Source organism: Roseateles sp. GW821-FHT09H10 (assembly GCF_059415865.1).
The window spans coordinates 683,182-709,394 of sequence record NZ_JBWKOB010000001.1; the positions used below are offsets into that span (position 1 = coordinate 683,182).

The 26,213-nt window shown below is 70.5% G+C and carries 22 protein-coding genes; 5 read left to right on the forward strand and 17 right to left on the reverse strand.

Annotation, left to right across the window (positions count from 1 at the left end):
* Window positions 1-29 precede the first annotated feature (29 nt).
* The 6 genes from AC07OY_RS03035 to AC07OY_RS03060 form a co-directional block, all read right to left on the reverse strand.
* Window positions 30-722: a substrate-binding periplasmic protein gene (locus AC07OY_RS03035; protein WP_495041039.1), complete on the reverse strand. Its 693-nt coding sequence runs from the start codon at window positions 720-722 to the stop codon at window positions 30-32.
* Window positions 723-827: 105 nt separating this feature from the next.
* Window positions 828-1,490 (reverse strand): ankyrin repeat domain-containing protein, encoded by a 663-nt coding sequence (locus AC07OY_RS03040; RefSeq protein ID WP_495041040.1) that lies wholly within the window; start codon window positions 1,488-1,490, stop codon window positions 828-830.
* 33 nt (window positions 1,491-1,523) lie between these two features.
* The gene (locus tag AC07OY_RS03045) at window positions 1,524-2,420 is read right to left on the reverse strand and encodes a helix-turn-helix domain-containing protein (RefSeq protein ID WP_495041041.1); all 897 of its coding nucleotides are present in this window, start codon (window positions 2,418-2,420) and stop codon (window positions 1,524-1,526) included.
* A gap of 2 nt (window positions 2,421-2,422) precedes the next feature.
* Entirely contained in the window at window positions 2,423-4,279 is a 1,857-nt protein-coding gene (locus AC07OY_RS03050; RefSeq protein WP_495041042.1) for a GGDEF domain-containing protein, read from the reverse strand.
* Window positions 4,280-6,502 (reverse strand): putative bifunctional diguanylate cyclase/phosphodiesterase, encoded by a 2,223-nt coding sequence (locus AC07OY_RS03055; protein WP_495041043.1) that lies wholly within the window; start codon window positions 6,500-6,502, stop codon window positions 4,280-4,282.
* An 11-nt stretch (window positions 6,503-6,513) separates the two neighbouring features.
* Complete coding sequence (locus tag AC07OY_RS03060; RefSeq protein ID WP_495041044.1) at window positions 6,514-6,882, reverse strand: Hpt domain-containing protein; 369 nt, start codon at window positions 6,880-6,882, stop codon at window positions 6,514-6,516.
* Between the two features lie 172 nt (window positions 6,883-7,054).
* Here AC07OY_RS03060 and AC07OY_RS03065 point away from each other — a divergent pair, with 172 nt between their 5' ends.
* Window positions 7,055-8,395 carry a sensor histidine kinase gene (locus AC07OY_RS03065; protein ID WP_495041045.1) on the forward strand — a complete coding sequence of 447 codons (1,341 nt, stop codon included), beginning with the start codon at window positions 7,055-7,057 and terminating at the stop codon, window positions 8,393-8,395.
* Window positions 8,396-8,608: 213 nt separating this feature from the next.
* On the opposite strand, the gene AC07OY_RS03070 is transcribed toward AC07OY_RS03065, so the two are convergent.
* The 8 genes from AC07OY_RS03070 to AC07OY_RS03105 all read right to left on the reverse strand — a co-directional run bounded on the left by AC07OY_RS03070 (window position 8,609) and on the right by AC07OY_RS03105 (window position 19,641).
* The gene (locus AC07OY_RS03070) at window positions 8,609-9,223 is read right to left on the reverse strand and encodes a response regulator (RefSeq protein ID WP_495041046.1); all 615 of its coding nucleotides are present in this window, start codon (window positions 9,221-9,223) and stop codon (window positions 8,609-8,611) included.
* Between the two features lie 9 nt (window positions 9,224-9,232).
* Window positions 9,233-11,680, reverse strand: a complete 2,448-nt coding sequence (locus tag AC07OY_RS03075) for a PAS domain-containing sensor histidine kinase (RefSeq protein ID WP_495041047.1) — start codon at window positions 11,678-11,680, stop codon at window positions 9,233-9,235.
* Window positions 11,681-11,709: 29 nt separating this feature from the next.
* Window positions 11,710-12,894, reverse strand: coding sequence for an EAL and HDOD domain-containing protein (locus AC07OY_RS03080; protein WP_495041048.1), 1,185 nt, complete (start codon window positions 12,892-12,894; stop codon window positions 11,710-11,712).
* Window positions 12,895-13,021: 127 nt separating this feature from the next.
* A complete protein-coding gene (locus tag AC07OY_RS03085) occupies window positions 13,022-13,906 on the reverse strand; it encodes an NAD(P)-dependent oxidoreductase (protein WP_495041049.1) in 885 nt (294 codons plus the stop codon).
* Between the two features lie 228 nt (window positions 13,907-14,134).
* On the reverse strand, window positions 14,135-15,418 hold the full coding sequence (flgL, locus tag AC07OY_RS03090; protein ID WP_495041050.1) for a flagellar hook-associated protein FlgL: 1,284 nt from the start codon (window positions 15,416-15,418) through the stop codon (window positions 14,135-14,137).
* A 15-nt stretch (window positions 15,419-15,433) separates the two neighbouring features.
* Window positions 15,434-17,416 carry a flagellar hook-associated protein FlgK gene (flgK, locus tag AC07OY_RS03095; RefSeq protein ID WP_495041051.1) on the reverse strand — a complete coding sequence of 661 codons (1,983 nt, stop codon included), beginning with the start codon at window positions 17,414-17,416 and terminating at the stop codon, window positions 15,434-15,436.
* A gap of 11 nt (window positions 17,417-17,427) precedes the next feature.
* Complete coding sequence (gene flgJ / locus AC07OY_RS03100) at window positions 17,428-18,306, reverse strand: flagellar assembly peptidoglycan hydrolase FlgJ (RefSeq protein ID WP_495041052.1); 879 nt, start codon at window positions 18,304-18,306, stop codon at window positions 17,428-17,430.
* A gap of 243 nt (window positions 18,307-18,549) precedes the next feature.
* Window positions 18,550-19,641, reverse strand: a complete 1,092-nt coding sequence (locus AC07OY_RS03105) for a flagellar basal body P-ring protein FlgI (RefSeq protein WP_495041970.1) — start codon at window positions 19,639-19,641, stop codon at window positions 18,550-18,552.
* A gap of 235 nt (window positions 19,642-19,876) precedes the next feature.
* Between AC07OY_RS03105 and AC07OY_RS03110 the strand changes: the two genes are divergently transcribed.
* The 4 genes from AC07OY_RS03110 (at window position 19,877) to AC07OY_RS03125 (ending at window position 23,968) form a co-directional block, all read left to right on the forward strand.
* On the forward strand, window positions 19,877-20,278 hold the full coding sequence (locus AC07OY_RS03110) for a hypothetical protein (RefSeq protein WP_495041053.1): 402 nt from the start codon (window positions 19,877-19,879) through the stop codon (window positions 20,276-20,278).
* Window positions 20,279-20,624: 346 nt separating this feature from the next.
* Window positions 20,625-21,716: a glycosyltransferase gene (locus tag AC07OY_RS03115; protein ID WP_495041054.1), complete on the forward strand. Its 1,092-nt coding sequence runs from the start codon at window positions 20,625-20,627 to the stop codon at window positions 21,714-21,716.
* A complete protein-coding gene (locus AC07OY_RS03120) occupies window positions 21,716-22,645 on the forward strand; it encodes a glucosamine inositolphosphorylceramide transferase family protein (protein ID WP_495041055.1) in 930 nt (309 codons plus the stop codon). Before AC07OY_RS03115 ends, AC07OY_RS03120 begins: the two co-directional genes overlap by 1 nt.
* Window positions 22,646-22,699: 54 nt before the next feature.
* The gene (locus AC07OY_RS03125; protein ID WP_495041056.1) at window positions 22,700-23,968 is read left to right on the forward strand and encodes an amidohydrolase; all 1,269 of its coding nucleotides are present in this window, start codon (window positions 22,700-22,702) and stop codon (window positions 23,966-23,968) included.
* Here AC07OY_RS03125 and AC07OY_RS03130 read toward each other — a convergent pair.
* The 3 genes from AC07OY_RS03130 to flgG form a co-directional block, all read right to left on the reverse strand.
* Complete coding sequence (locus tag AC07OY_RS03130; RefSeq protein ID WP_495041057.1) at window positions 23,958-24,686, reverse strand: substrate-binding periplasmic protein; 729 nt, start codon at window positions 24,684-24,686, stop codon at window positions 23,958-23,960. The two genes, AC07OY_RS03125 and AC07OY_RS03130, sit on opposite strands and share 11 nt — an antisense overlap.
* A gap of 63 nt (window positions 24,687-24,749) precedes the next feature.
* Window positions 24,750-25,418 (reverse strand): flagellar basal body L-ring protein FlgH, encoded by a 669-nt coding sequence (locus tag AC07OY_RS03135; RefSeq protein ID WP_495041058.1) that lies wholly within the window; start codon window positions 25,416-25,418, stop codon window positions 24,750-24,752.
* 10 nt (window positions 25,419-25,428) lie between these two features.
* Window positions 25,429-26,211, reverse strand: coding sequence for a flagellar basal-body rod protein FlgG (flgG, locus tag AC07OY_RS03140; RefSeq protein WP_495041059.1), 783 nt, complete (start codon window positions 26,209-26,211; stop codon window positions 25,429-25,431).
* Between the last annotated feature and the right edge of the window lie 2 nt (window positions 26,212-26,213).

Sequence of the window (26,213 nt, forward strand, 5' to 3'; positions counted from 1 at the left end):
CGGCCCAAATACGCCGTTCAACTCGCGGCTTAGTTCTTCACTGATTGCCGGATTTCCTGGTTCAGCAGTTCCAGCCAGGCGTCGGCCTGCGGATGGTTCTTGCTGATGGCCATATAGGTCGTCTTCAGCTCCAGCGGCGGCGCCTGCCAGCGCACGCCCGTCACCTGGTCGCGCCCGAGCATGTGCTCGAAGCTGGCACGCTCCGAGAACACCGCCTCCACGCGGCCCAGCTTCAGCATCTGCAGGGCCGGGTGCATGTCCACGACCGGGTTGAGCTGGTAGCGGCCGTCGGCCAGGTCGGGCGGCAGGTAGGAGCCGCGCTGGAAGGCCACACGCGCATCGGGCGCCAGCGCCGCGGCGCCTGCGCGCACGAAGAAGCCGAGCTGCATGCGCGCCACCGGCTGCGTGTAGCGGAACAGCGCGTCGCGCTCCTCGTTGCGCCACAGCGTCAGCAGCATGCATTCGCCGTTGCGCGCCATCGCATAGGCGCGCGCCCAGGGCGTCCTGATGACCTGCACGCCCAGGCCGCCGGCGGCGAAGGCGCGTTTGGCCAGGGCGCCGAGGCTGCCACCGTCGGGCAGGTCGGCGCTGACATAGGGCGGAAAGTCCGTGTAGCACAGCGGCACAGCGGGGGGCGGGTCCTGGGCCTGCGCGGCGGCCATGCCGAACAGGGCGAGGCCCGCGGCCAGCAGGCGGGCGAGAGTGGGGCAGGGGTGATCCATGGGGCGGGAGCTCAGAACTGAGCCTAGCCAGCCCCTGGCCATTCGGCAATGCGGGTTGTGGATGGCGGGCGTGTGGTTTGCCGCGCCCCGGCCGCCGCGCGCGGCTCAGCCGGTGGCCAAAGCCTGGGCCAGCGCGGCGTGGCCATGCTGGCGGGCATGGTCGGCGGCATCGCGCCCGGCTTCGTCCCGCTGCCCGGCATCGGCGCCGGCCTGGCGCAGCAGCTCGACGAGGTCGGCCCGGCCGGCGCCGGCCGCCGCATGCAGGGGCGTGATGCCCTGCTGCTGCGGCTGGTCGACGCTGGCCCCCCGGCCCAGCAGCGTCTGGACCATGGCCGTGTTGCCGCGCGCGACGGCCGCATGGAGGGCGGCAACGCGCTGCGGGTTGTCAGCCTGCGCATTCACTTCGGCGCCAGCGTCGAGCAGGCGCAGCGCCAGCGCTTCGTGGTGGAAGAACACCGCCAGGCCCAGCGGCGTGAAGCCGTCGGGGGCGCGCTGCTCGATGTCCTGGCCGGCGGCGAGGGCCTGCTCGACGACGTCGGCCTCGCCGAGGATGAGGGCCTCGAAGAAGTCCGGCCGGCCGCGCAGGGCGCGCAGCGCCGCCACCAGATCGGACAAGCCCATGTAGGCGGCCAGCGTCAGGGGCGACAGGCCGCCGGCCGAGCGCTGGGTGAGCAGGCGGGGGTTTTGCGCGGCCAGCGCGAGGGCGGCATCCGCCTCGTGGCGGCCGATGGCATCCAGCAGGGCTTGCAAGGGAACGGTGGTGTCCATGCACGCAGCCTAGGGCGCATGGGCCGAGCCTGCTTATCCGGGCTTGCGAAAAGCCTGGCGATAGCGCGACGGCGCCAGGCCGAAGACGGCGCTGAAGCGGCGCGAGAAGCTGGGCAGGCTGTCGTAGCCGACGGCGTTGCAGATCTCGGTGACCGACAGGCCGCCTTCCTCGAGCAGGCCGCGGGCCCGCTCCAGCCGCAGCCGCGCGACATGGGCCGCCGGCGCCAGGCCCAGCAGGGCGCGGAAGCTGCGATGGAAGTGGTGGGGCGCCATCGCGGCCTCGCGGGCCGTGGCGGCCAGGTCGAAGGGCTGGTCAAAGCGCTCTTCCAGCCAGGCCTTGCCGCGCAGCACGCGGCGCTGGACCTCCTGGCGCACGGCCGGCCGCGCGGCGTCCAGGCGCTCGCGCTCCTCCTTCACCTGGGCGGCCAGGTCGGCGAGGGCGTCCAGGGCTTCGCGCAGCCAGCCGTCCCACTGGCCATGGCCATCCGCCGTGCCGCCGGGCGGCAGGCGGTCCAGGCCGAGCATGAAGCGGCCCAGCGCCGAATTGCTCTCCCACAGGCGCTGGTTGACGGGCATGGCCTGGCTGTCGCGGGCGTCGGGCGCGTCCAGCAGGCGCACCAGGGCGCTGAGCCTCGTGGAGGCGACGTCGCGCACCAGGCTGTCGGCAAAGAACAGCACGCGGGTCTCGACGGCCTCGGGTGCGGCGATGTCGAGGTCATAGGGTTCGCCATGGGTGGTGACGAGGAAGCGCCCGGGCCTCAGCGTGAAGGCCTGGCCGCCGACGGTCCAGCGGGCCTGGCCACGCACGACCGACTTGATGGACAGCGGGCCGGGATAGGCGCGCACATGGTGGACGCGGCCACGGGCGCGCAGCAGCACATTGGCGTCGAACAGCGCCCCCGGTGTCGTGCGGATGAGCAGCGGGGCCACGCCTACTCGGCGATGCAGGCCCTGTTCTTGCCGGTGTGCTTGGCCTCGTAGAGGGCCACGTCGGCGCGGTCCAGCGCCTGCTCCAGCGTCTCGCCGGCGCGGTACAGGGTGACGCCGGCCGAGAAGGTCACGAAGACATCCTTGCCCTCGTGGTTGAAGAGGGCGGAGGACAGCGAGCGCTGCAGCCGCACCAGCACCTGCTGGGCCTCGTCCAGCGGCGTGTTGGGCAGCATCAGCACGAACTCCTCGCCGCCGTAGCGCGCCACCATGTCGCCGGGGCGCAGCGAGGCCTGGGTGCGCTCGGCCAGCGACTTCAACGCGATGTCGCCGGCATGGTGGCCGAGGCTGTCGTTGAGCTTCTTGAAGTTGTCGATGTCCAGCAGCGCGAGGGCGACGCGGGTCGTCTCGCGTTCGGCCTTGGCCTGCTCGATGCCGAAGGCCTGGATGAGGCCGCGGCGGTTGGCGACCTGGGTGAGCTGGTCGGTGTGGACCTCGTTGGACAGGCGGCGCAGCTCGCCCTCCAGTTCCTCCACGCGCTGCGTCAGTGCCGTGGCGCGGTCATGTTCCAGCGTCAGCCGCTGCTGGGTCTGGGCCACCAGGCCTTGGACGCTGCGGCTTTCCTCGACCATCTCGCGCACGGTGCCGGCCAGGCTCTCCAGCGAATCGGCCTGCTCGATGGCATCGGCATAGCGGCCGACGCTGTTCTGGAATCTGTCGGTGTGCTGGCCCAGCTCGCCCAGTTCGGTCAGCATGCGCTGGATGAGCCCCTTGAGCGCTTCGCGCGCCTTGGAACGCTCGTCGCGCAGCGTGCGCTGGCGCAGGCGCGTGCCGGCCAGCAGTTCGGAGACGGTGCGCACGCCGCGGCCCGACAGGCCTTGCGCCAGCGTGTTGTTCATGGCTTCGGCCTGGCCCTGGGACCAGGAGTCGTCCTCGGCCATGTCGACCAGGCTGGCCGACAGCTCGCGGCACAGGCCGCCGAGCGCGTCGAACATGTGGCGGCGGTGGTCCAGCAGGTGGCGGGCGCGCTGGCACAGGGCTGCCATCTGCGCGGCGCGCTCGGGCGTCGCGCCGTCGGCCTTGATCTCGTCCTGCGCGGCTTCCAGTTCGCGCATCAACGCGTCGGCCGGCGTCGCCTCGGTCTGCGGCGAGCGCAGCGCGTGTCGTACGGTGCCGTTGAGCTCGCCGCTGACCTCGGCCCAGTGCGTGGTGTCGATGGTGGCAGCCGGCGCGGGCGTGTCGCGCAGGCCGGTGCGGCTCAGTTCGCCGAAGCCGGTGCTCTCGCGAAAGCCCGTCTCGGCAAAGGTGCTCTCGGAGAAGAACTGGCTGGGCGTGCCGCCGTCCTCGTCGGTCTCCACGCCGCTGCCGTCGCCGTCCTTGTCCCAGCTCGCGACGAGCTGGCCCAGGCGCTTGACGAGCTTGCCGCTGTCGCTGCGGCCCAGCTCCAGCACGCGGCTGATGCCGTCCTTCTTGCGTGCCAGCGTCCAGTGCTTGCCGCCACGTTCGAGGCCACGCAACAGGCGTTCGATGGCCTGGGCCAGGGCCTCGGCCTGGGCGGCGGGGCCGGCCACGTCGAGCAGCTTGTCGACCTGGCGCTGCAGTTCATCCAGCTTCTGTTCGCGCAGGGCCGTCTGCAGGTCTTGCCGCGTGCTGCCCGAGGGCAGGGCCAGGCTGATCAGCTTGGACATCAGCTGCTGGATGCGCTCGGACGGTGCGCCGTTGGCGGCCGCTGCCGGGGCCGGCTCGCCGGCTTCGATGGCATAGGCGCGCGAGTAGTTCTCGGGCGTCGGCTCCAGCCGCGCCTGGGCCAGGCGTTGCAGCGCGGCCTTCGCCAACTGGGCTGGCGGGAGCTGGCTGCGCATTTAGCGTTGCTGGCCGCGGGCCAGATCGCTGCTGCCGTCGGCCTGGGTGATCCACGGCGCCTTGCGCGGCAGCACGGTCTGGGCGATCCAGCGCTCCAGCTCGTCGGCCGGCAGCGGCTTGCTGAACAAAAAGCCCTGCATCAGCGAGCAGCCCAGGCGGTGCAGCACCTCCATCTGGCGCAGCGTCTCCACGCCCTCGGCGATGACGCGCAGGCCCAGGGCCCGGGCCAGCGCGATGATGGCGGTGACGACGGCCGAGCTCTGCGGCGTGATGCCGAGGTCGCGCACGAAGGTGCGGTCGACCTTCACTTCCGAGATCGGCAGGGTGGTCAGGTAGGCGAGGGACGAATAGCCGGTGCCGAAGTCGTCGATGGAGATCTCCACGCCGACTTCGTTCAGGCGGTGCAGAGACGGGATGACGTTCTGCAGGTCCTTCATCAGGTTGTTCTCGGTGATCTCGAGCTGGATGGAGCGGTGCGGCACGCCATAGGCGCTGACGCACTGGTGGATGTGCTCGACGAGATCGGTGCGCTCGAACAGCCGGCTGGGCAGGTTGACGGCGATGGAATCGCTGAAGCCGAACTGCAGCGACCACAGCTTGGCCTGGCGGGCGGCTTCCTTCAGCGCCCACTCGGACAGCGGCACGATGAGGCCGGTTTCCTCGGCCAGCGGGATGAAGTCGGCCGGCGGCACCAGCACATTGCCGCGTTGCCAGCGCATCAGCGCTTCGGCGCCCACCATGCGGGCGGCGCGCACGTCGATCTTGGGCTGGTAGTGCAGCACGATCTCGTTGCGCTCCAGCGCCTTGTGCAGGGCGGATTCCAGCTCCAGCTTCTGCTTGCCGTGGCCGGCCAGCTGCGGCGAGTAGACGGCCGAGGCATTGCGGCCCTGGCTCTTGACGGCGTACATGGCGACGTCGGAATTGCGCAGCAGGTCGGCCATGGTCTGGCCGTCGCGCGGGTAGAGCGCGATGCCGACCGAGGCCGTGACGAAGCATTCCTGGCCGCCGACGAAGATGGGCTCGCGCAGGGCGTCCAGCACGCGCTGGGCGACGCGCTCGGCGTCGCGCTCATCGGCCACCTCGGGCAGCAGGGCGACGAATTCATCGCCCCCCAGACGGCCCACGGCTTCCAGGCCGCGGTGGCTGCGGTTGCCCATGCCGTCGAGCACGCCTTCCAGGATCTGGTCGGAATGGCGCACGCAGCTGCGCAGGCGGCGGCCAACCTCGACGAGGAGCTCGTCGCCGGCCGCATGGCCCAGGGCGTCGTTGATGACCTTGAAGCGGTCCAGGTCGATGAGCAGCAGGCCGACCTCGTGGCCGCCGCGGCGGGCGCTCTCGATGGCGCGCTCGACGCGGTAGATGAGCTGGCGGCGGTTGGGCAGGCCGGTCAGCGCGTCGAAATGGGCCAGCTGGCGGATGCGGTCCTCGGCCTGGCGGCGGTCGGTGACGTCCTGCAGGATGCCGGTATAGCCGTTGACGGCGCCCTGCTCGCTGAACTCGGGCTCGGCCTCGATGTGGACGACGCGCTGGCGGCCGTCGGGCAGGATCAGCGGCAGGTCGGTGACGAGGACGGAGGTGTGGGCGATGACGTCGCGCAGCAGGCGCAGGAAGACATGGCGGTCGTCGGACGGCACCATGCGCATGACGCCGATGAAGTCCAGGCGGTCCTGGGGGCCGCGTCCGAAGACGCGCAGACCCTCGGCGGAGATGGCGAAGCTGGCGGCCGTGTCGCGCCACCACTCGAAGCTGCCCATGCGCGCCAGGTCCTGGGCGCGGGCCAGCTTGGCCTTGCTGCGCTCCAGCTCGATGCGGGTGCGCGAGCTGCGCAGCAGATAGCGCAGGCGGCCGTCCAGCAGGCTCCATTGCGGCGACTTGACGAAGAAGTCGGTCGCGCCGGCCTGGTAGGCGCGGTTGATGGAGGCCTCGTCATCCAGGCCGGTCAGCATCAGCACCGGCAGGGATTCGAAACCGGGCGTGGCGCGCAGCAGCGAGCAGGTCTCGAAGCCGTCGAGCTCGGGCATCAGCGCATCCAGCACGACGACATCGGGGGTGCGGGTGGACAGCAGGCCTAGGGCCTCGCTGCCGCTGGGTGCTTCGGTGACTTCAAAGCCGCGCTCACGCAGCGCGGCGGCGGTCAACAGCAGATTGACCTCGTCATCGTCCACCAGCAGCACGCGCGGGCGTGGCGGGAGGTCGTCGAGGGCTTGACCGGAGGGCAGCATGAGGCTGGATGTCAAAGCAGCGCGGCCAGGGCCGTGCGTACCTGTTGTATGTCTTGGAGCATAGCGTCCAACTGCTCGGAAAGCCCGTCGATACGGCCATCCCGGGCCATGGCTTCGATGTCGGCGCAGCGGTTGGACAACGCCATCGCTCCCAGGCTGGCCGAGGACGACTTCAGCGTGTGGCTGACATGGCGCACCACGGCCAGGTCGGGCGTGGGCCCTTCACGGGCGCGAGCGAGATCGGGCAGCAAACGGTCCAGTGAGTTGGAGAAGGCGGCCACGACGCGCTCCAGCAGCTTGTTGCCGCCACTGGGGTCGAGTTCCCGCAGGCGACGGATCGCTTCGGGATCGAGCAGGGCTGCGGGCTGGGGGGCGGTCATGGACAGGTCTGCGGGTCAGGGACTCGGCATGCCTAAATGTATCTCGGGTGGGAGGGGGGGCTAACGCGAAGAAATGCACAGATTTGGCCGGGCTCTCGGTGGTTATTGCCCTCCGCCACACCGGGCTTGCCCAGGGCCTGAATCCAGGGAAGCGCTGCCTACAATGATTCGCATGAACAGCCTCAGCGACGACAGCGCGCTCACCGCACGCCGCCAGGAGCGACGACTGCCGATGCGGCTGCTGATGCTGGCCCTGGCCACGGCTTCCATCCTCATGCTGGTGCTCGGCGGCCTGGTCGTGCTGGCGCTGATGCGGGTCTGGGGCGGCGAGGTCGGCCTCGTCCACGCCGCCCTGGTGCTGACGGCTTTCTTCACTGGAGTCATGGTGCTGGTCGCCGCGGCCCTCGGCTGGCATGCCGGCGTGCGCCTGACGCGCCAGCGCCTGGCCGAGCCGCTGCGCGAGGCGCGCCAGCAGCTGCTGATGCAGACCCAGCTGCAGCGCGACTGGCAATGGGCCACCGACGCCGAGCACCGCCTGGTGCGCTGGCAGGCACCCCAGGGGGCGCCGTCGTCCAGCTGGGTGGGCGCGGGCGCGCGCACCCAGCAGCTGTGGGACCGCTTCGAGGCCGCCGAGCCGGCCGCCCGGCTGCGTGAACGCCTGGGCGCCCACCAGCCCTTTGCCGACCTGGCGATCGGCGGCGCCGACGGTGCCACGCAATGGCAGCTGCGCGGCCTGCCCTGCATCGATTCCCAGGGCCATTTCGCGGGCTACCTGGGTACGGCCCGGCCCGCCGAGCCGGAAGCCGCGACGCCCGCACCGCAGCCGGCCCAGGCCGCCGACCTCACGGCCGAGCATGAATCCTTCAGCTACACGGTGTCCCACGACCTGCGCGCCCCGCTGCGCGTCGTCGAGGGCTTTGCGCGCATCCTGAAGGAAGACTACGGCGCGCGGCTGGACCGCGTCGGCAACGACCATCTCGACCGCGTCATGAGCGCGGCGGCGCGCATGAACAGCATGATCGACGCGCTGCTGTCCCTCAGCCAGCTGTCGACACGGCCTCTGGCCTGCCAGCCGGTCAACCTGTCACAGCAGGCCGGCTATGTGATGGAAGAGATCCGGCGCGGCGCGCCCCAGCGCGAACTGGCGCTGGACATCGAGCCCGGCCTGACCGTGCAGGGCGACCCGACGCTGCTGCGCATGGTGCTGGAGAACCTGCTGGGCAACGCCTGGAAGTACAGCGGCAAGGTGCCGCAGACCGAGATCAGCTTCGGCAGCGTGCAGCAGGGCGGCCGGCGCGTCTTCGTCGTGTCGGACAACGGCGCCGGCTTCGACATGCGCTTTGCCGAACGCCTGTTCGGCGTCTTCCAGCGCCTGCACAGCGCCAGCGATTTCCAGGGCACCGGCGTCGGCCTGGCCCTGGTGCGTCGCATCGTCCGGCGCCACGGCGGCGACATCTGGGCGGAGTCCGCCGTCGGCGAAGGTTCGCGCTTCTACTTCACTCTGAACGGCTGACTTTCGGGCCGAGCGCTGGGCCTGCCATGGGCCAGAGTCGCATGGCGTTCCGTAGGCACAAGCAGTCCGCAGGGACTGCTTGTGTCCGACTCCACCTCGCCGAGCCGGCCCGCTTGGCGATGTGCGGGCGGCTCAATGCCGCACGCATCGCCGTCCCCTCGGGGGACCGGCCAGGCGCGCCCGCGTTCAGCGAGGCGAGGCTGGACGAGGGGCCTACTTGCCGGGCCGTGCCAGCAGTTCCAGCGCATCCACGATGCGCCGTGCCTGCTCCGGCAGGCTGTGGCCGTCGGCGGAGGCCAGGCTCATCAGCCGCGCCAGGGCCTCGTCGCGTGGCAGCGAGTAGCGGTGCATCAGCACGCCGACGGCCAGCGCCGTCATGTCCAGCTGCGGCATCTCCGACGGTGCCTCGAAGGCTTCGGCCATGGCGGCCGGCGCCGCCGGCGCTGCGGTGGGGGCGGGCGTCGTCGAGCGCGCGAAGGCGGCCTCGACGGCAGGCACGATCTGCGAGATGTCCAGCGGCTTGACGAGGTAGGCGACGGCGCCGAGTTCCTTGACCTTGGCGACCGTCGCCTCGTCGGCGAAGGCGGACAGGAACATGAAGGGCGTCTGCAGGTATTCGCGCAGATAGGCGGCCACGTCGAAGCCGGTCAGCCCCTCCATGCGGATGTCCAGCAGGGCCAGCTCGGGCCGGTGTTCGCGCGCGAGCAGGATGGCGTCGTCGCCGTTGTCGGCGTCGATGACCTCGAAGCCGGCCTGCGTGAGCCCATAGCTCAGCGTCGCCAGCACCAGTCTGTCGTCATCGACGACCAGGATCTTGCCCTTGCTCACCGTGCCCCTCTATCCAGAACTTGGTTTTGTGGCCGGATTGTGAACCACGCTGGGTGGAATCAGTTCCAGTCGGCAAACCACGTCCTCGCCCTGCTGTTCCAGGCTCAGGATGGCGCTGCGCCGCGGCAGCAGGGCGCGCACCAGGCCCAGGCCCGACACACCGCTCTTCACGTTCTGCAGTGCGAAGCCCTCGGGCAGGCGGCCCGGGTTGACGATCTCGACGGTGACGCCGGCGGTGTCGCAAATCAGCTGGCAGCGCACCTGGGCGCCGTCGCTGTGCTTGAGCGCGTTGCCCAGCAGCTCGTTGAGGCTGAGCGCAATCGGGATGGCCTCGGCCTCGGGCAGGCACCAGTCCTCCAGCAGCGCGCCGCCCTCGGCGGCGGTCGTGAGGACGCGTGCCTGCATGCGCTGCACCGAACCGACGATGGCGTCGAAGACGCGCTTGAGCACCAGCGGCCCGGCGGCGCCGACCTGCAGGCCGTAGACCTGGGCGATGGCCTGCACCTGGCCGACGGCTTCCTTCAGCACCGGCGCGACCTCGGGCCGGCGCGCGGCGATCTGCTGCAGCAGGCCGGCCACGCCCTGCAGGTTGTTCTTGATGCGGTGGTGCACCTCGCGCACCAGCAGCTCACGCTGCGAGATGGCGGCCTGCAGGCGCGCCTGCTCGGCGGCGCGCTGCTCGGTCACGTCGCTGGCCACGAGCAGCAGCAGCTCGGGCGTGTCGTCGCCGCCCACGCCGGTCAGGTGCAGCAGGCGGGCATCCCAGATGCGCGTCGTGGCGCCGGCCGGCACGCGGTACTCGCGCTGCACGACGGTCTGTGATTCCAGCGCCTCGCGCATGTCGGCCACCACCTGGGCACCCTGCTCGTCGCCGAACAGCTGGGCGGGCGTGCCGCCCAGCATGGCCGCCTCGGGCCGGCCGGCCAGCGTCGCGGCGGCATGGTTGAGCTTGACGATGCGCAGGCTCTGCGCCTCGTGCAGGGTGATGGCCAGCGGTGCGCTCTCGATGATGCGCGCGAGCGACGCCTGGGCCAGGCGGCTCTGGGCTTCGGCCTGGCGGCGGCGGTCGATGTCCAGCAGCGCGTAGGTGGTCTGGATGTCGCCGTCCTCGCGGGGGGTCTGCACGGCGTTGCCGATGACCCAGAACTCGCGGCCGTCGCGCCCGCGCAGCCGGCACTCGAAGACATCGCTGCCCGGCTCGGCATGGAAGGCATGCTCGTCGTCCTCGGGCGCCAGCACGCCCATGGGCTGGCCCTGCACGTCGTCCAGCTCGCAGCCGAACATGCGGCGGGCCGAGCGGTTCATCCATTCGATGCCGTCGGGGCCGACGGTGACGATGCCGACCAGCACCGAATCCAGCACCGCGCGCTCGCTCTCGGCACGCAGCAGCAGCGCGTTCTCGGCCTGGGCCTGGGCGGTCACGTCCAGCGTGACGACGGAGGTGGAGCGCCGCCCGCCCGCCAGCAGCCCCGGCGCGACGCGGGTCAGCAGCCAGCGCCGGCCCAGCTCGGGATGGCGCACGGCATAGCGCACCTCGACGGCGTCCCCTTTCTTCAACGCGCGCTGCAGGCGCTCGAACTCGGGCAGCGAGGCCGGTTCGACGATCTCGCGATTGATGCCCTGCAGGGAGCCGACGGACTGCTTGGCGCCGGGCTTGAAGGGCGAGCCCTTGCGATGCGCCTTGAGCCAGCCGGCCTCGGGCTGGAAGGTGGCCAGGCCGACGGCGGCCGTGTCCATCAGCGCGTCGAGCTGCTGGTGGGCGAGGTCGCGTTCATGCAGGGTGCTGTGGTCTTCCAGCACAGCCAGCAGCAGCACGCGGCCGTTGTGCCGCCACAGCCGCAGCCGCGCCTGCAGCCAGCGGTGCTTGCCCTGGGGGTCGATGAACTCGGCCTCGGTGAGCAGCGGCCCGTCCTGGGGGCGCTGGGCGGCCAGGGCCGGCAGCGGCGCGCCGCGGTGCCAGCCGAGCAGGGCCTGCAGCAGGTCGGGCAGGTCGTTCAGATGGCGGGGCGCGCCGGCGTAGAGGCTGGCAAAGGCGGCGTTGTGGCGCAGCAGCGTGCCGCTGGCGGCGTCGGCCAGCAGGGCCGGCAGAGGCAGCAGGGCCAGCCATTCGGCCAGCGGCGGCTCGCCAGGGTCGGCCGCGCTGAGGCGGGCATGCAGCAGCCAGTTGGGCCGGTCGCGCAGCAGGTGCAGGGTGGCGCGCTGGCCGTCCGCCAGCTTGAGCGGTGGGGCGACGGGCGGCGGGCGTCCGGCGTCGACGGCATGGGCGGCCTCGCGCAGCCAGGTCTCGAGCCGCGCGCCGGCCGCCTGGCGCAGCAGGCGCCAGCCCTCGGCCGCGTCGGCGCCCAGCCATTCGCGCGCGGCCGCATTGGCGCGCAGCGCGGACAGGTCGGCCCGCAGCGTCAGCACCGGGTCGCCAACGAGGTCGAGCAGGGCAGTGGGGGCAGGCGAGCCGAACATGACGGGTCAGCCGTCCGATGTCGGCAACGTCATTCCAGCTGGGCCGCCTTGTGCAAGGCCCGCAGCACGCAGGCGTTGATCTCGCCGGCGCCCAGCATCAGCGCGTCGGCGCGCTCGCGGTAGTCGAACACGCTCTCGGACTCGAGGGCCTGCACCAGCTGCAGATAGGGCAGGAAGGGGCCGCTCTCGTCCACCAGCGCCTGGCGCACGCGCTCGGGCACGGGGATGGACGTCAGCAGCTTCTCGAAAGGCTGCTTGAGCATGTGGTCCAGCAGCGAGAACAGGCCGCAGATGAACATCTCGTCGCGCTGCTCGCGGTCTTCGATGCTGGCGGCCAGCTCTTCCATCAGCAGGCCGCGGCGCACGGCGCCGAACATGATGGGGCGCATGCTGTGGTCCTTGCTGGCCGTCGTCAGCAGCAGGGCCAGCCAGCGCTTCAGGCGGGCATAGCCCAGCAGCATGATGGCGTGGCGGAAGCTCGACACCTCGACCGGCAGGCCGAAGGCGGCGGAGTTCATGTAGCGCAGCAGCTTGAAGGCCAGGCTGGGGTCGCGCTTCAAGGTCTGCTCCAGGCGCTCGACGTCCTCGCCCTCGTCGACGCGCGACATCAGCTCCATGATGACCTGCAGGTCGGCGGCGATCTCGGTCTTGGGGGCACCGGGAGCGGCTTCATAGGGGCCGTCCATGGGCCAGCCGATGACGGTTTCCGCGCCGGCCTTGAAGCTGGCGTCGATGGCGTCGGCGCCACGCACGCCGGCATGCACGACGGCGACGCCGGCCGGTGCGGCCTGGCCGGGCTCCAGCACCACCTGCTTGAAGACGGCCGCGACCGCCGCCGGCAGCGGCGCATTGGGCAGGCCCTTGAGCAGGCCGGAATGACCCGCACCCTTCAGCGCGGCGATGGCGTCGGCGTGGGTGGCGTCGGCGGCGATGAAGGCCGGCACCTCGATCTGCGTCGGCTCGGCCGGCGGCTGGGCCAGCAGGGCGGCCAGCATGGCTTCACCCTGGGCGCTGACAACGGCGCCACCCTTGGGCCAGGTGGCGGTCAGGGCGGCCAGCAGCTCGGCATGGTCGATCCGGGCGTCGGCGCGCAAGGGCACCAGCGTCAGGCGCGTGCCGGCGATGTTGCGCTGCCGGTCGATGACCGGGGCAAAGCCCAGGGCGACACCGGGCAGGATGGCGTGATCGAGGGCGGCGGGTGTGTTGTCGGACATGGCGCGGCACGGGGCTGGCGGTGAATGCGGCAGTCTGCCATGAGCGCCGCCCCCGCATGCGGAGGAATCGTGACCGAATTCATTCGCCGGCGCCCACACCGGGCGTGGCTGCACCAGGCGGAGGGCCTCAGGCCGGTCCGCCGGCCGGTCTTTGCCGGGCTTCGAGGGCCTGGATGACGGCTGCCATGTCCTCGCGGCCCAGGCCCAGGCCTTCGGCGGCGGCGAAGAGGCGCAGGCTGCCGTCCAGCAGCGGCGTCGGGGCGCCGGCCTGGGCCGCGGCGTCGGCGACGAGGCGGGCGTTCATCAGCACGTCGCTGACGGCCGCCTGCACGCTGAAGTCCCGCCTGACGAGCTTGTCCAGCTTGATGCGCGAGACAGCGCTGGCCATGGGGCCGGCGTCCAGCACGGCGTTCAGCAGGCCCAGGTCCACGCCCTGGCGCTGCGCGAAATGCACGGCCTCGGCCAGGCCCGCCACCAGCGTGATCAGGTAGAGGTTGACCGACAGCTTCATGCGCAGGGCGGCCGGCGGCGCGCCGCAGGCGAAGCAGTCCTTGTAAAGCGGCGCCAGCAGCTCACGCAGGCGAGCCACGTCTTCCGGCGCGCCTGCCAGCATGCAGACGAGCTGGCCGTTCTCGGCCGGCACCCGGGAGCCCGAGACGGGGGCCTCCACGTAGCGGCCGCCGGCGGCGTGCACATCGGCGGCCAGCCCGGCCGAGTATTCAGGGGCCGTCGTGCCCATCTGCACCAGGGTGCGGCCGCGCACGAGGCTGGCGAACTGTGGTGTGCCGCGCGCCAGCACCGCGTCGGTGGCGGCGGCATTGGCCAGCATCAGCAGGACGGTGTCGGCCTCGGTGAAGACCTGCTCGGCGTCTGCCGCGTGGCGCACGCCCGGCGTGCCTGCGAGCGCCTGGCTGCCGCCGCGGCTCCAGGCGAGCAGCGGCCGGTCCGCAGCCGCCAGCCGGCGCGCCATGGGCAGGCCCATGACGCCCAGGCCGATGAATCCGATCTCCATGCGGGTCTCCCTGCCCAGGGGTGGGCATCCGAGACGCTAGCGCGGCGTACCGTGCCTGTCTGGAAGTCCTGGGCGGAATCCGGGGTATTCCGGGCCGAGCGCTGGGCCGCACCCGAGCCGGCCCGCTTGGGCGATGTGTTCGCGGCTTGATGCCGCGAACATCGCCGTCCCCTCGGGGGACCGACCAGACCCGCCCGCGTTCAGCGGGGCGAGACTGGGCGAGGGGCTTCAACCCTGCAGGTACTGGAACAGCGACATGCGCTGGACCATGGCATAGGTTTGCAGGGCGGTCTGGTAGCCGGTCTGCTGGTTCTGGAAGTCGGAGATGCCCTGGACCATGTCGAGGTCCTCGGCCGCGCTCTGTTCTTCCTTGCTGTACTGCTTCAGGGCCGCGAGCCGGTTCTCGGTGCCGTCGAGGTTGTTCAGCCGCTCGCCGACCTGGCTGCGCACGCTCTGCAGATTGCCCATGACGGCATCGATGTCGCGGATGCTGAGCGAGTTGCCCTGCGTGACCTGCAGCGGGGTGCGCAGCGGCGTGTTGAGGTCGGCGATGGCCTTGTCGATGACGTCGAAGACCTTCAGCCCGTTCTTGGAGCGCGCGATGGCGAAGGCGTCGCCGTCGACCGGCGCGCCGGAGATGGTGAAGGCCATGCCGTCGCCCGTGATCGCCTGGCCGGGCTTGAAGGCGCCGCTGGAGACGACGGCGCCGAGGTCGGTGTCGGTCAGCGCATAGGTCTGGTTGGGCGTCGTGCCGGTGATGTCGATGCGGTAGTTGTGGCCCGTCAGCAGCGAGGGGTCGGTGACGCGGCCGCTGTCGATCCAGCCCGAGGCCACGTTGCCGGTCAGGCCGTTGACCAGCGGGCCGCCGCTGACCGGGTCGATCAGCTGCACGACCGGCTTGCCGGTGGCCGGGTCGGTCGTCAGGATGCGCGGTGCGGTCTCGAAGCTGCCATTGCCGCTGCCGGCCTGTTCCCAGGCGGCGCGGCCGTCGAGGGTGAGCTGGAAATTGTCGAGGTTGCCGGTCTGGATGTTGCCGGCCACGCCGATGTAGGCGACGCCGCCCGCCTGGTCGAGGAAGGGCGGCGTGGAGGCGCCCTGGCCGGAGAACAGGAAGCCGCCGGCGCCGTCGGAGCGGTTGGCAATGGCCAGCATCTGGTCGCGGATGCCCTTGAGCTTGTTGGCCAGGCCGGCGCGCTCGGAGTCGGAATAGCTGGCGTTGCCGGCCGCGACCATGGTCTCGCGGGCCTGCTGCAGCAGTTCGTTGGCGTCGCCCAGGGCCGATTCGCCCAGCGTCATGCTGTTGCGGCTGGCTTCCAGCGCGCGCTGGTTGGCCTCGACACGGCCGATGGAGGCGAGGGCCCGCTCGGCACGTGCGGCGCCGGTCGGGTCGTCGCTGGCCAGCGCGATGCGCTTGCCCGAGGTCAGCTGCTGCTGCTGGGTCTGCATCGCGGTCTGGCGGCGCTGCAGGTTGGCGATGGAGCTGTCGAAGAGGTTGGCGGTGGCGATTCTCATGATTTACCTCGGGGCCTAGCGCTGGGCGATTCGCATCAGCTCGTCGAAAAGCGACTGGGCCGTCTGCAGCACCTTGGCGGCGGCCTGGTAGCCCTGCTGGAACTGCATCAGCCGCGAGGCCTCCTCGTCGAGGTTGACGCCGGCCTGGCCGGCGCGGGTGGCCTCGGCGTCGCCGGCGACGCTGGTGGACACCTCGGACAGATAGTTGGAGCTCTGCACGCGGGCGCCGACGTCACTCATCGCGGCGGCATAGGCGTCGTTGATGGTCGAACCGGTCGTCAGGCCGCCGCCGGCCAGCTGCTGGCGACCGACGAAGGTCTCGCCCTGGATGTTCAGGAAGGCCTTGGCGTTGCCGTTGTTGGTGGCGGTGTAGGTGGTCGGATCGATGGAGATCCGGTCGCCGCTGCGCGGCACACCCTTGGTGCGCAGCTCGAAGCCGAGGTCGATGCCGGCGGCCGGCTGGTTGCCGATGGCCTGGCCGGCGCTCCAGCTGCCGTTCAGCACGGTGCCGTTGGCCAGCGTCAGCGTGTACAGCACGTTGTTCGCGTTGGCCGGGTCGGGGCCGCCGAAGTCCAGCGTCATGGGCGCCGTGGTCGGGTCGAAGTTCTGGTTGACCGCGTAGATGCTGTCGACGCTGAGGGTGCCGCTGTTGGTGACTGCGGTGGAGGCGGTCAGCGGCGATGCCGCGGCGATGCCGTTGGGGTTGTCCAGCACGCGCTTCATGTTGACCGCGGCCGAACCCACCGGTTCGATGAGGAAGCTTTCGCCGGCGGCGGGCGGTGCGGGCAGGAAGTTGATCTGGAAGCCGTCGATGGTGTCGCCATCGTTGACGGTGCGCACCAGGCCGTCGGACAGGCGCGTCATCTCGTAGACGCCGGGTGTGGGGGAGGTCAGCTTGTAGCTGCTGGCCTGCAGCTGGCTGGCGTCGACGATGGTGGCGGCCACGCCATTGGTGAAGCCGCCGCCGGGGTTGCGCTGGTTGGTGGCCGCGGGCAGCACGCTGGGCGGGGCGACGCTGAAGATGGCGGCGCCCTTGCCCGGCGGGTTGGAGAGGTCCAGGCCGAGGGCGTTCTGCTCGTTGACGCGCGTGCCGATGGCCGCGGCCAGCTGGCCGAGCAGGTTCTTGGCGTCCTGCAGGTCCTTGTTCTGGAAGCTCAGCAGGGCGGTCACGGCGCCGCCGGTCAGCACGCTCTCGTCCAGCTTGCGGATCTGGCCGCCCTCGTTGAGGGACACCACGGCGCGCAGCGGGTCGTAGGCATCGGCAGAGACCTGCAGCGTCGAGGCCTGGTTGCCCAGCACGAGGCGCTGGCCCCCACCGATGAAGACGCCGACGCTCTCGTCGTCGGCCGCCAGCGTCGTGACCGCCACATGCTCGCCCAGCTCGGAGATCAGGCGCTCGCGCTGGTCGAGCAGGTCGTTGGGTGTGTGGCCGCTGCCGCGCGTCTTGGAGATCTGGTCGTTGATGTTGGCGATCTGCTGGGCCAGTTGGTTGACCACGACGACATGGGCCTTGAGGTCGCTGACGACACCGGCCTGCAGGTCGGTGACCTGCTGGCCCGCATTGGAGAAGCGCACGGCCAGCTCGTTGGCCCGGCCCAGGGCGACCTGGCGGGCGGAAGGGTCGTTGGGGCGGCTGGTCACGTCGACCATGGCGTTCAGGAACTGGCTGGCCGCATAGCCCAGGCCTTCGGTGCCGGGCGGGAAGATCTTCTCCATGCGCGATAGCTGCTCGGCACGGGTGGAATCGGCCATCGCGGTGGCCTTGGAGCTGGCGGCTTCCTTGGTCAGGAACTCGTTGTGCGAGCGCACGACGGTCTGCACGTCGACGCCCTTGCCGAAGAAGCCGGCGCCCGTGTACTGGCCGGGCGAGGTCGTCAGCACGACGGACTGGCGCGAGTAGCCCGGCGTGTTCGCGTTGGCGATGTTCTGGCCGATGGTCTGCAACGCCGCCTGGTTGGCGAACATCGCGCGGGCGCCGAGGGTGAGCAAGCCAGCCATGTTTCAGTTCCTCAGGCGAGCGTGCTCTGCACGCGCTGGGTGGTTTGGATGGTCCTGGCCAGCTTCTCGGCATAGGCCGGGTCGGTGGCGTAGCCAGCCTGCTGCAGTCCCTTGGCGAAGCCGGCGGCGTTGCCGCTCTGGGCCTGGGCGACGACCTTGGCATAGCGGTCGTTGCTGCTGATCAGCCGGGCGTAGTCCTTGAAGGCCTCGTCATAGCTGCCATAGGCGCGGAACTTGGCCGTGACCTTGACGGCCTGGCCGTTGATGACCTCGGTCGTCCTGACGTCGACGGTCTTGCCCGTCCAGCCGGGCGTGGCCTTGATGCCGAAGACGTTGTGCGAGTTGGTGCCGTCAGCGCCGACGATCTCGCGCTTGCCCCAGCCGCTTTCATGCGCGGCCTGGGCGACCATAAAGCTGGCCGGGATGCCGGTGGCCGCCGAAGCGGAGCGGGCGGCGGCGTCGTGCTTCTGGATGAAGCCCTGCACATGGTTGGGAATGCCCTTGGTGGCCAGGGCCGGCAGGGCCTGGGCCAGCGTCGTCTGGCTGTTCTTCTTGATGTTCTCGGGCGACAGGTCCTGGATGCCCATCTGGCGCTGCAGCTGGCGCGTGATGGCCTCGGACAGGCCGCCGGGCAGGCCGCTCATCTTGCCGGCGAACTGGGTGTCCAGCATCTCGGTGCCGAGCTGGGTCGCGTTGTTGTCCAGCATGCCGCTGGACAGCGTGGAAGCGCGCATGCTCTTCATGACTTCCTGCATGAAGAGCGATTCGAACTGCTTGGCGGTCTCGCGGATCGTCGCCTTGGGGTCGCGCGAAGCCTGGGCCTTCAGCCCGTTCAGGGCGTCGGCACTCCCCAGGCTCTGGCCGGAAATGGATTGGAAACTGCTGGCCATTTCAGTACTGCCTTGCGTGGTTGCGGGCCGAGCGCCGGGCCGCCATGGGCCAGAGGCCCATGGCCTTCCGTAGGCACAAGCAGTCCGCAGGGACTGCTTGTGTCCGACTCCAGCTCGCCAAGCCGGCCCGTCGGGCGATGTTGTCCGGGTTCAATGCCCGGGCAATCGCCGTCCCCTCGGGGGACCGACCGGGCATGCCCGCGTTCAGCGGGGCAAGGCTGGGCGAGGGGCTGTTGGTCTTCATCAGATCACCTCGAGCTCGGCATTCAGGGCGCCCGCGCTCTTCATGGCCTGCAGGATCGCGAGCAGATCCTGAGGTGTCGCGCCGAGGGAGTTCAGCGCCTTGACCACGTCCGACAGGCGAGCGCCCGCGGCCAGCTGGATGAGGCTGCCGGGCTCCTGGCGGATGGAGATGTCGGCCTTCTCGGCCACCGTCGTCTGGCCCTGGGACAGCGCATTGGGCTGGCTGATGATGGGCGTGGAGCTGATCGTCACCGACAGGCTGCCGTGCGCGACGGCGCAGGAGGATAGCGTGACGGCCTGGTTCATGACGACGGAACCGGTGCGGGCATTGATGACGATGCGGGCGGCCGGCGCGGCCAGGCTGACGTCGAGGTTCTCGACATCGGCCAGGAAGGCGACGCGCTCGTCCGGCGTGGCCGGCGCCTTCACGCGCACGACGCGGCCGTCCAGCGCCTGGGCCGTACCGGCGCCCTTGGCCTTGTTGATGGCCTGGGCGACGGCGCGGGCGGTGGCGTAGTCGCTGCTGTTGAGGTCGAGCTGCAGGCTGTCGCCCTGGGCGAGCGGCGTCGGCACCGAGCGCTCGACGAGGGCGCCCGCCGGGATGCGGCCGGCGCTGAGGTGGTTGATCTGCACCTTGGAGCCGCCGGCCGAGGCGCCAGCGCCGCCGACGATCAGGTTGCCCTGGGCGATGGCATAGATCTGGCCATCAGCACCGCGCAGGGGCGTCGCGATCAGCGTGCCGCCGCGCAGGCTCTTGGCATTGCCGATGGAGGAGACATTGATGTCCAGCTGCTGGCCGGGCTGGGCGAAGGGCGGCAGGGACGCCGTCACCATGACGGCGGCGATATTGCGCGGCTGCATCGTGATGCCCTGGGGCAGCAGCACGCCGAACTGCTGCAGCATGGCCGTCAGGCTCTGGCCGGTGAAGGGGGCCTGCGTGGTCTGGTCGCCCGTGCCATCCAGGCCGACGACCAGGCCATAGCCCGTCAGCGGGTTGGAACGCACACCGGCCACCGACGCCACTTCCTTGATGCGCGCGGCATGGGAGAGGGGCGCCAGCACGACGGCCAGGCTGAGGAGGAGGGCTTGCAGGTACTTCACTCGGCAGATTCTGCGGATGCTTGAGCCCGCGAAGCCAGCGAAAAGGGCGTGGACGGCCCCCCTTTTCCGAACCGCCGGTCGTGGCCGCCCTTGCGGGCGGGGATTTTTCACACCCCATCAGGGCTGTAAGGCCGGGGCCGCTCGCCCGACCACTGGGCACCTGTGAGGACTGAGGCGCCCAGGCAGCACAGCGATCTTTGCCAACCCCCCTTATCTGGAGACCGATATGAAGAACCGCCTTTCCCTGCTGCCCCTGCTGCTGGCCGCTTCGCTGACTGCTTTCGCCGCCCCCGGCCAGGCCCAGGGCCTGACCCGTGAACAGGTCAAGATGGAGCGCGACACCTTCCTCGCGCTGATGCGCTGGGACGAACTGACCGGCATGTGGGTGCTGAAGTCCGGCATGGAGCCGCCCAAGGGCGTCATGTCGCGCGCCGAGGTGCTGGCCATGCGCGACCAGTTCCTGCGCATGAATGTCTACGATGACACCGTCGGCACCTGGGTGCCCGCCAAGGCGCCGCGCGACATGAGCACGTTGACGCGCGACCAGGTCAATATGGAGACGCTGCGCTTCCTGATGATGTACCGCTACGACGAGCAGCGGAACGAGTGGATCAGCAAGACCCGCTGAGCCCGGCAGGCCGGCAGCGCCGGTGCTGTCACGAATGCCCGACCGCTTGGTCGGGCATTTTGCTGTGGGCAGCCCGCAAGCTCGTACTCAGCTTCGGCAGCGTTGGCGTGACATGCTGTCAATCCCGATCCCAGCTCGTCAGCTGCGGCGCAGTGGGCGCCGAAAGGCCGGCTGCCGCGTGGAACAAGTTCACGTTTGCGCACAAATCCCGCTGTTTGCCGGCAGATGGCCGCGAAACAGGCAGGGAGCGGCCCTCATTCGCAGGGACGCATGACAGGTTTCTGAATGTGTACGACGGTAAAGTTTTGCTTACCGATCCGAGCTGCATTCGTTTGCAAGACCTGCCATGCCCCCGCCCTTCGAACCGCTGACCCTGGTTCATGTCGTGTTTTCATCCCGCATCGCGGGCGGTGAGCGGCATTGCATCGACCTCGCCAACGCCCAGGCCGCCCTCGGCCACCGCGTCCACGTCATCGGTACAGCCGGTTCCGCCGTGGCCGGCGCGCTGGCGCCGGGCGTGCGCTTTCATGGCCTCAAGCTGCCCCTGCTGCGCGGCTGGCGCGTGGCCGCCCTGGCCCGCCGGCTGGGCGCCGACATCTGCCACGGCCATCTCGGCCCGGCCTGCAAGGCGGCGGCCCACGCTCGCTCCGCGGCGCGCATCGGCACCCTGCATGTCGGCTACAAGCCCCACCACCATGCCCGCCTGGACGGCCTGGTCTGCGTGAACCGCGCCCAGCACGAAGGCCTGCCGCAGAGCGATGCGCTGACCAGCGTCATCTACAACTGGGCCCCGGAGCGCGATGCGGCAGCCGCCGCCCGCCACACCGACCTGCGCGCCGAACTGGGCCTGGTGCCCGGCCAGCTGCTGGTCGGCAGCGTCGGCCGCCTGCACCGCAGCAAGGGCATGGACCTGCTGATCGCCTGCTTCAAGGCCCACGCGCCCGCCGACGCCGTGCTGGCCATCCTGGGCGAAGGCCCGGACGAAGCCGCGCTGAAGGAGCTGGCCGCCGGCGACGCGCGCGTGCGCCTGCTGGGCTTTCGCAGCGATGTCGATCAGTGCCTGAAGTCCTTCGACCTCTTCGTGTCGCCCTCGCGCGAGGAAGCCTTTCCGCTCGCCATCCTCGAGGCCATGCGCGCCGGCCGGCCGGTGCTGTCCAGCGCCACCCAGGGCCCGCTGGAGATGCTGGCCGGACAGCCCGCGCGGCTGGTGCCGGTGGGGGACGCCGAGGCTCTCGGCCGGGCCCTGGCCGATGAAGTGGCGCGCCTGCGCCCGCTGCCGCCGCAACAGCGGGCGGTGCGCTATGCCACGGCGGCCTACGATCGCTCCAACGCCGTCGCCCGCACCCTCGGCTTCTACCGGGACGTGATGCTCCACCAGGCCGCCCAGGCCAAGGGCTTCGATACTGAGGAAGAGGCCTACGCCGCCTGGCATGTTTGATGTTCAAGCGCCCGCGCACCGACTTCTGGCAGGTCGGCATCGTCCCCGTTCCGCTCCAAGATCTTGACGCCCGCCGGCTGAGCGCCGTGCGGGATCGCATCACTTGGCTGCCCGACGCCGGCCGCTGGCGCTATCTGGCCGACCCCTTCGGCCTGGTGCGAGGCGATGCCCTGCATGTCTTCGTCGAGGCTTTCGACTACCGCGTCAAGCGCGCCACGCTGGAGCGCCATGAGTTCGGCCTCTCCGACCTGGGCTGGCGGGGCTGCGCCACGGTGCTGGACAAGCCCTTCCACCTGTCCTACCCGCAGGTCTTCGAGCATGACGGCGAGACCTGGATGGTGCCGGAGAGCTACCAGGCCGGCGAGATCGCCCTCTACCGCGCCTCCGACAATTCCCTTGACCACTGGGAGCGGGAATGTGCCCTGCTGGGCGGCCTGCCCGGCGCGGATGCCTCCGTCATCGAGCACGAAGGCCGCTGGTGGATGTTCTACACGCTGGTGGGCGCCGGCGCGCGCGATCAGCGCGAGCTGCATGTCGCGCATGCACCCGCCCTGGTCGGCCCCTGGACGCCGCTGGCCGCCAACCCGGTGCGCGTCAATCGCGAGGGCGCTCGCCCGGCCGGCCGGCCCTTCATCGGCCGTGACGGCGTGCTGACCCTGCCGGTGCAGGACAGCTCCACCGGCTATGGCGGCGCGACGGGGCTGCTGCGCTTCCCGGTGCTGACGCCGGAACGCGTGGAGATAGCGGCCGGCACCGAGCGGCTGACGGGGGACCTGGCCAGCGACAGCCACACGGCCGGCCTGCACACGCTGACCGGCTGCGGGGATTTCACGCTGATCGACGTCAAGCGCATCGACCGCTCGCGGGCCAAGCAGTGGCTGGACTTGAAACGTCGCCTTACACGGATGGGCCGCCTGTTGGGCGCCTGACACGGCGAAGCGCATGGGCCGCACAGCGCGGCCGGGGCGGCCTACCATGGCCGCATGAGCCCCCAGCCTCCCTTGAGCGACCGCATTGCCGCGCTGACGGCGGCCCTGGAGCCCCAGGTCATCGCCTGGCGGCGCGATCTGCACCAGCACCCCGAGCTCGGCAACCGCGAGTTCCGCACCGCCTCCGTCGTCGCCCAGCACCTGCGCGGCCTGGGCTTTGACGAGGTCAAGACCGGCGTCGCCCACACCGGCGTCATCGGCCTGCTCAAGGGCGGCAAGCCCGGCGGCGTCGTGGCGCTGCGGGCCGACATGGATGGCCTGCCCGTCACCGAGGAGGTGGAGCTGCCCTTCGCCTCCAAGGCGCGCGCGGTCTGGAACGGCGAGGAGGTGGGCGTCATGCATGCCTGCGGGCACGACTGCCATGTCGCCATCCTGATGGGCGTGGCTAGCATCCTGGCCAGCCTGCGCGACGACATCCCCGGCAGCGTCAAATTCATCTTCCAGCCCGCCGAGGAGATGCCGCCCGAGGGCGAGGAGGGCGGCGCGGCGCTGATGATCAAGGAAGGCGCGCTGGAGAACCCGACGCCCGGCGCCATCTTCGGCCTGCATGTCACGTCGCGCCAGCCGGCCGGCGTCATCGGCTACCGGCCCGGGCCGACGATGGCGAGTTCGGACAAGCTCAAGATCACCGTGCAGGGCAAGCAGACCCATGGCGCCGCGCCCTGGCTGGGCATCGATCCCATCGTCACGTCCGCCCAGATCGTGCTCGGCCTGCAGACCATCGTCAGCCGGACCCTGGACCTGAACCGCGAGCCGGCGGTGGTCACCATCGGCGCCATCAAGGGCGGCGTGCGCGAGAACATCATCCCGGACACCGTCGAGATGCGCGGCACCATCCGCAGCTTCGACGAGGGCATGCGCGAGGCCATCCACGAGCGCGTCACGCAATTGGCCGAGGGCATCTCGGCGGCATCGCGCGCCAGCTGCAAGGTGTGCATCACGCGCAACTACCCGGTCACCCGCAACGACCCGGTGCTGACCGAGCAGATGGTCCCGACCCTGACCCGCGTCGCCAGCACCGGCCCGCGGCCCATGGGCATCGAGGTCGTGCCCAAGGCCACCGGCGCCGAGGATTTCTCCTTCTTCCAGCGCCTGATCCCCGGGCTGTTCTTCTTCGTCGGCGTCACGCCGCCAGAGATCGAGCCGAGCAAGGCCTACTCCAACCACTCGCCGCGCTTCGTCGTCGACGAGCGCGGGCTGGAGGTGGGCGTGCGCGCCCTGGCCAACCTGGCCGTGGACTATCTGGCCTCGATCAAGGGCTGAGGGAGTTGTTCCAGGCGATGCCGCGCAGCCGCGCGGACTCGCCGCTGTCCTCCATCTGCTGCAGGATGGCCGTCAGGCGCGGCAGCAGCTCACGGTGGCGCTCGTGCAGCAAGGGGTGCAGCGGCGTGGCACTGAGGGGCGTTGGCATGGGAACCAGGCCGGCCATCTGCTCGGCATCCGGCTCGGGCTCGCCTGCGGCCAGCGTCAGCAGGGCGATGTCGATGGCATCGGCCCGCAGCTGGCGCAGCAGGTCGGCATGGGTCGTCGCCTCGACCTTGCGCGCCACGCCGGACAGCAGGTTCTCGATCAGCACGATGCCGCGCGGGTACCCCACGCGCAGCTGCGCCAGGGCAGACCAGTCGCCCGGCCCCGGGGCGTTCTGCCGCACCCAGCCGATGACCTTGACAGTGGCGATGGCCACGGGCACCAGCAGCAGGCTGGGGTGGCCCTGCACGACGGCGCGGATGCGCAGCGTCTCGCCGTCGAGCTCGCCCTGTTCGGTCATGCGCAGCGAGCGGCGCAGCGGCAGGGCGACGAAGCTGACCGGCAGCCCCAGGCGCTGCAGGGCGCGGCCCAGCACGGCACGGCCCGCCGGCGCGAGGCCGCTCTGGTCGTTGGCGTCGGTGGCAAAGCGCAGCGCCGCCGGCTCGGCCAGCAAGGCAAGCGGCAGCGCTCCGGCAAGGGCCGGAATGATCTCGCGGCGCCGCCACAGCTTCATGGCATTCACCCCCTCAGCGCAATCCCTGCGCCGATGGTATGCCCGCCGTGGCCGGCCGGGAACTCAGCTCGGTGCGAGGTTCAGGAAGAAGCGCGACAGCCAGCCCACGGCATGGGCGTCGGCGGCGGCGCCGCGGCCGCGCTGCTCGATGCGCACATTGGCCACCGCGGTCGAGGCCACGGCATTGCCCTGCGCAATCATGCGCGGGTCCACCTGGCCGGAGAAGCGCAGCACGTCGACATTGCGGTTCACGCCGATCTGCTTCTCGCCGCTGATCATCAGGTGGCCGTTGGGCAGCACGCCGGTGACGACGGCCGTGATGGCGCCGGTGAACTCGTTGGTGTTCTGGTTGCTGCCCTTGCCCTTGTTGTCGTTGGCGGACGTGGCCTCGGCGCTGGCGCGGGCGAAGGCCTTGGGCGAGATGCCCGGCACGGCGGCGATGCCGGCGGCCAGGCTGCCGGTCTTGCTGAGCTCGCTGGTGCTGGTCTGCGAGGCCGACACGCGCTCGGTGATGTTGATGGTCAGCGTGTCGCCGACGAGGCGCGCGCGGTGATCCTCGAACAGGGGCCGGTAGGCGGCGGCCTGGTAGATGGAGCCGTTGGTCGGCGCCATGGCTTGCACCGGCGGCAGGTTGACGACGGGCGTGTGTGCCAGTTCGACCTGGGGCTCGGGGTAGGGCGTGGCGCAGCCTGCGAGGGTGGCACTGACAGCGAGGAGGGCGAGGTACTTCATGGCGAGGGCCTTAAATCTGCGCAAGCTTCTGCAGCATCTGGTCGGAGGTCTGCACGGCCTTGGAGTTCAGCTCATAGGCGCGCTGGGTCTGGATCATCTGCACGAGCTCTTCGACGACGTTGACGTTGGACGTCTCGACGAAGCCCTGCTGCAGGGCGCCCATGCCGTTGTTGTTGGGTGCGCCGGTGTTGGGCGTGCCGCTGGAGGCCGTCTCGGCGAACAGGTTCTGGCCCTTGGGGTCCAGGCCGGCCGGATTGACGAAGTTGGCGAGCTGCAGCTGGCCGACCGTCTGCGGCGTGGCTTGGCCGGGCAGGGTGACGCTGACGGTGCCATCGTTGCCGATGGTCAGGCTCTGCGCGTTCTGCGGGATCGTGACGCCGGGCAGCAGCGTATAGCCGTTGCTCGTCACCATCTGGCCGTTGGCATTCAGCTGGAAGCTGCCGTCCCGCGTGTACGAGGTGGTGCCGTCGGGCATCTGGATCTGGAAGAAGCCGTCGCCCTTGATGGCCAGATCCAGGTTGTTGCTGGTCTGCTGCAGGTTGCCCTGCGTGTAGATGCGGGCCGTGGCGACCGGGCGCACGCCCAGGCCGACCTGCAGGCCGGTGGGCAGCGTGGTCTGCTCGGTGCTGTTGGCGCCGCTCTGGCGCATGTTCTGGTAGATCAGATCCTCGAACACCGCGTGCGAACGCTTGTAGCCGTTGGTGGCGACGTTGGCGAGGTTGTGCGAGATGTTGTCCAGCTGGGTCTGCTGGGCTTCCATGCCGGTCTTGGCGATCCAGAGCGAGCGCATCATGG

Coding starts and splice junctions, on each gene's coding strand:
- AC07OY_RS03065 (WP_495041045.1), top strand. CDS start 7,055: ATGAACAGCCTCAGCGACGACAGCGCGCTCACCGCACGCCGCCAGGAG.
- AC07OY_RS03050 (WP_495041042.1), bottom strand. CDS start 4,279: ATGCGCAGCCAGCTCCCGCCAGCCCAGTTGGCGAAGGCCGCGCTGCAA.
- AC07OY_RS03110 (WP_495041053.1), top strand. CDS start 19,877: ATGAAGAACCGCCTTTCCCTGCTGCCCCTGCTGCTGGCCGCTTCGCTG.
- AC07OY_RS03085 (WP_495041049.1), bottom strand. CDS start 13,906: ATGGAGATCGGATTCATCGGCCTGGGCGTCATGGGCCTGCCCATGGCG.
- AC07OY_RS03080 (WP_495041048.1), bottom strand. CDS start 12,894: ATGTCCGACAACACACCCGCCGCCCTCGATCACGCCATCCTGCCCGGT.
- AC07OY_RS03040 (WP_495041040.1), bottom strand. CDS start 1,490: ATGGACACCACCGTTCCCTTGCAAGCCCTGCTGGATGCCATCGGCCGC.
- flgG (WP_495041059.1), bottom strand. CDS start 26,211: ATGATGCGCTCGCTCTGGATCGCCAAGACCGGCATGGAAGCCCAGCAG.
- AC07OY_RS03055 (WP_495041043.1), bottom strand. CDS start 6,502: ATGCTGCCCTCCGGTCAAGCCCTCGACGACCTCCCGCCACGCCCGCGC.
- AC07OY_RS03130 (WP_495041057.1), bottom strand. CDS start 24,686: ATGAAGCTGTGGCGGCGCCGCGAGATCATTCCGGCCCTTGCCGGAGCG.
- AC07OY_RS03120 (WP_495041055.1), top strand. CDS start 21,716: ATGTTCAAGCGCCCGCGCACCGACTTCTGGCAGGTCGGCATCGTCCCC.
- AC07OY_RS03125 (WP_495041056.1), top strand. CDS start 22,700: ATGAGCCCCCAGCCTCCCTTGAGCGACCGCATTGCCGCGCTGACGGCG.
- flgK (WP_495041051.1), bottom strand. CDS start 17,416: ATGGCTGGCTTGCTCACCCTCGGCGCCCGCGCGATGTTCGCCAACCAG.
- flgL (WP_495041050.1), bottom strand. CDS start 15,418: ATGAGAATCGCCACCGCCAACCTCTTCGACAGCTCCATCGCCAACCTG.
- flgJ (WP_495041052.1), bottom strand. CDS start 18,306: ATGGCCAGCAGTTTCCAATCCATTTCCGGCCAGAGCCTGGGGAGTGCC.
- AC07OY_RS03135 (WP_495041058.1), bottom strand. CDS start 25,418: ATGAAGTACCTCGCCCTCCTCGCTGTCAGTGCCACCCTCGCAGGCTGC.
- AC07OY_RS03060 (WP_495041044.1), bottom strand. CDS start 6,882: ATGACCGCCCCCCAGCCCGCAGCCCTGCTCGATCCCGAAGCGATCCGT.
- AC07OY_RS03115 (WP_495041054.1), top strand. CDS start 20,625: ATGCCCCCGCCCTTCGAACCGCTGACCCTGGTTCATGTCGTGTTTTCA.
- AC07OY_RS03075 (WP_495041047.1), bottom strand. CDS start 11,680: ATGTTCGGCTCGCCTGCCCCCACTGCCCTGCTCGACCTCGTTGGCGAC.
- AC07OY_RS03035 (WP_495041039.1), bottom strand. CDS start 722: ATGGATCACCCCTGCCCCACTCTCGCCCGCCTGCTGGCCGCGGGCCTC.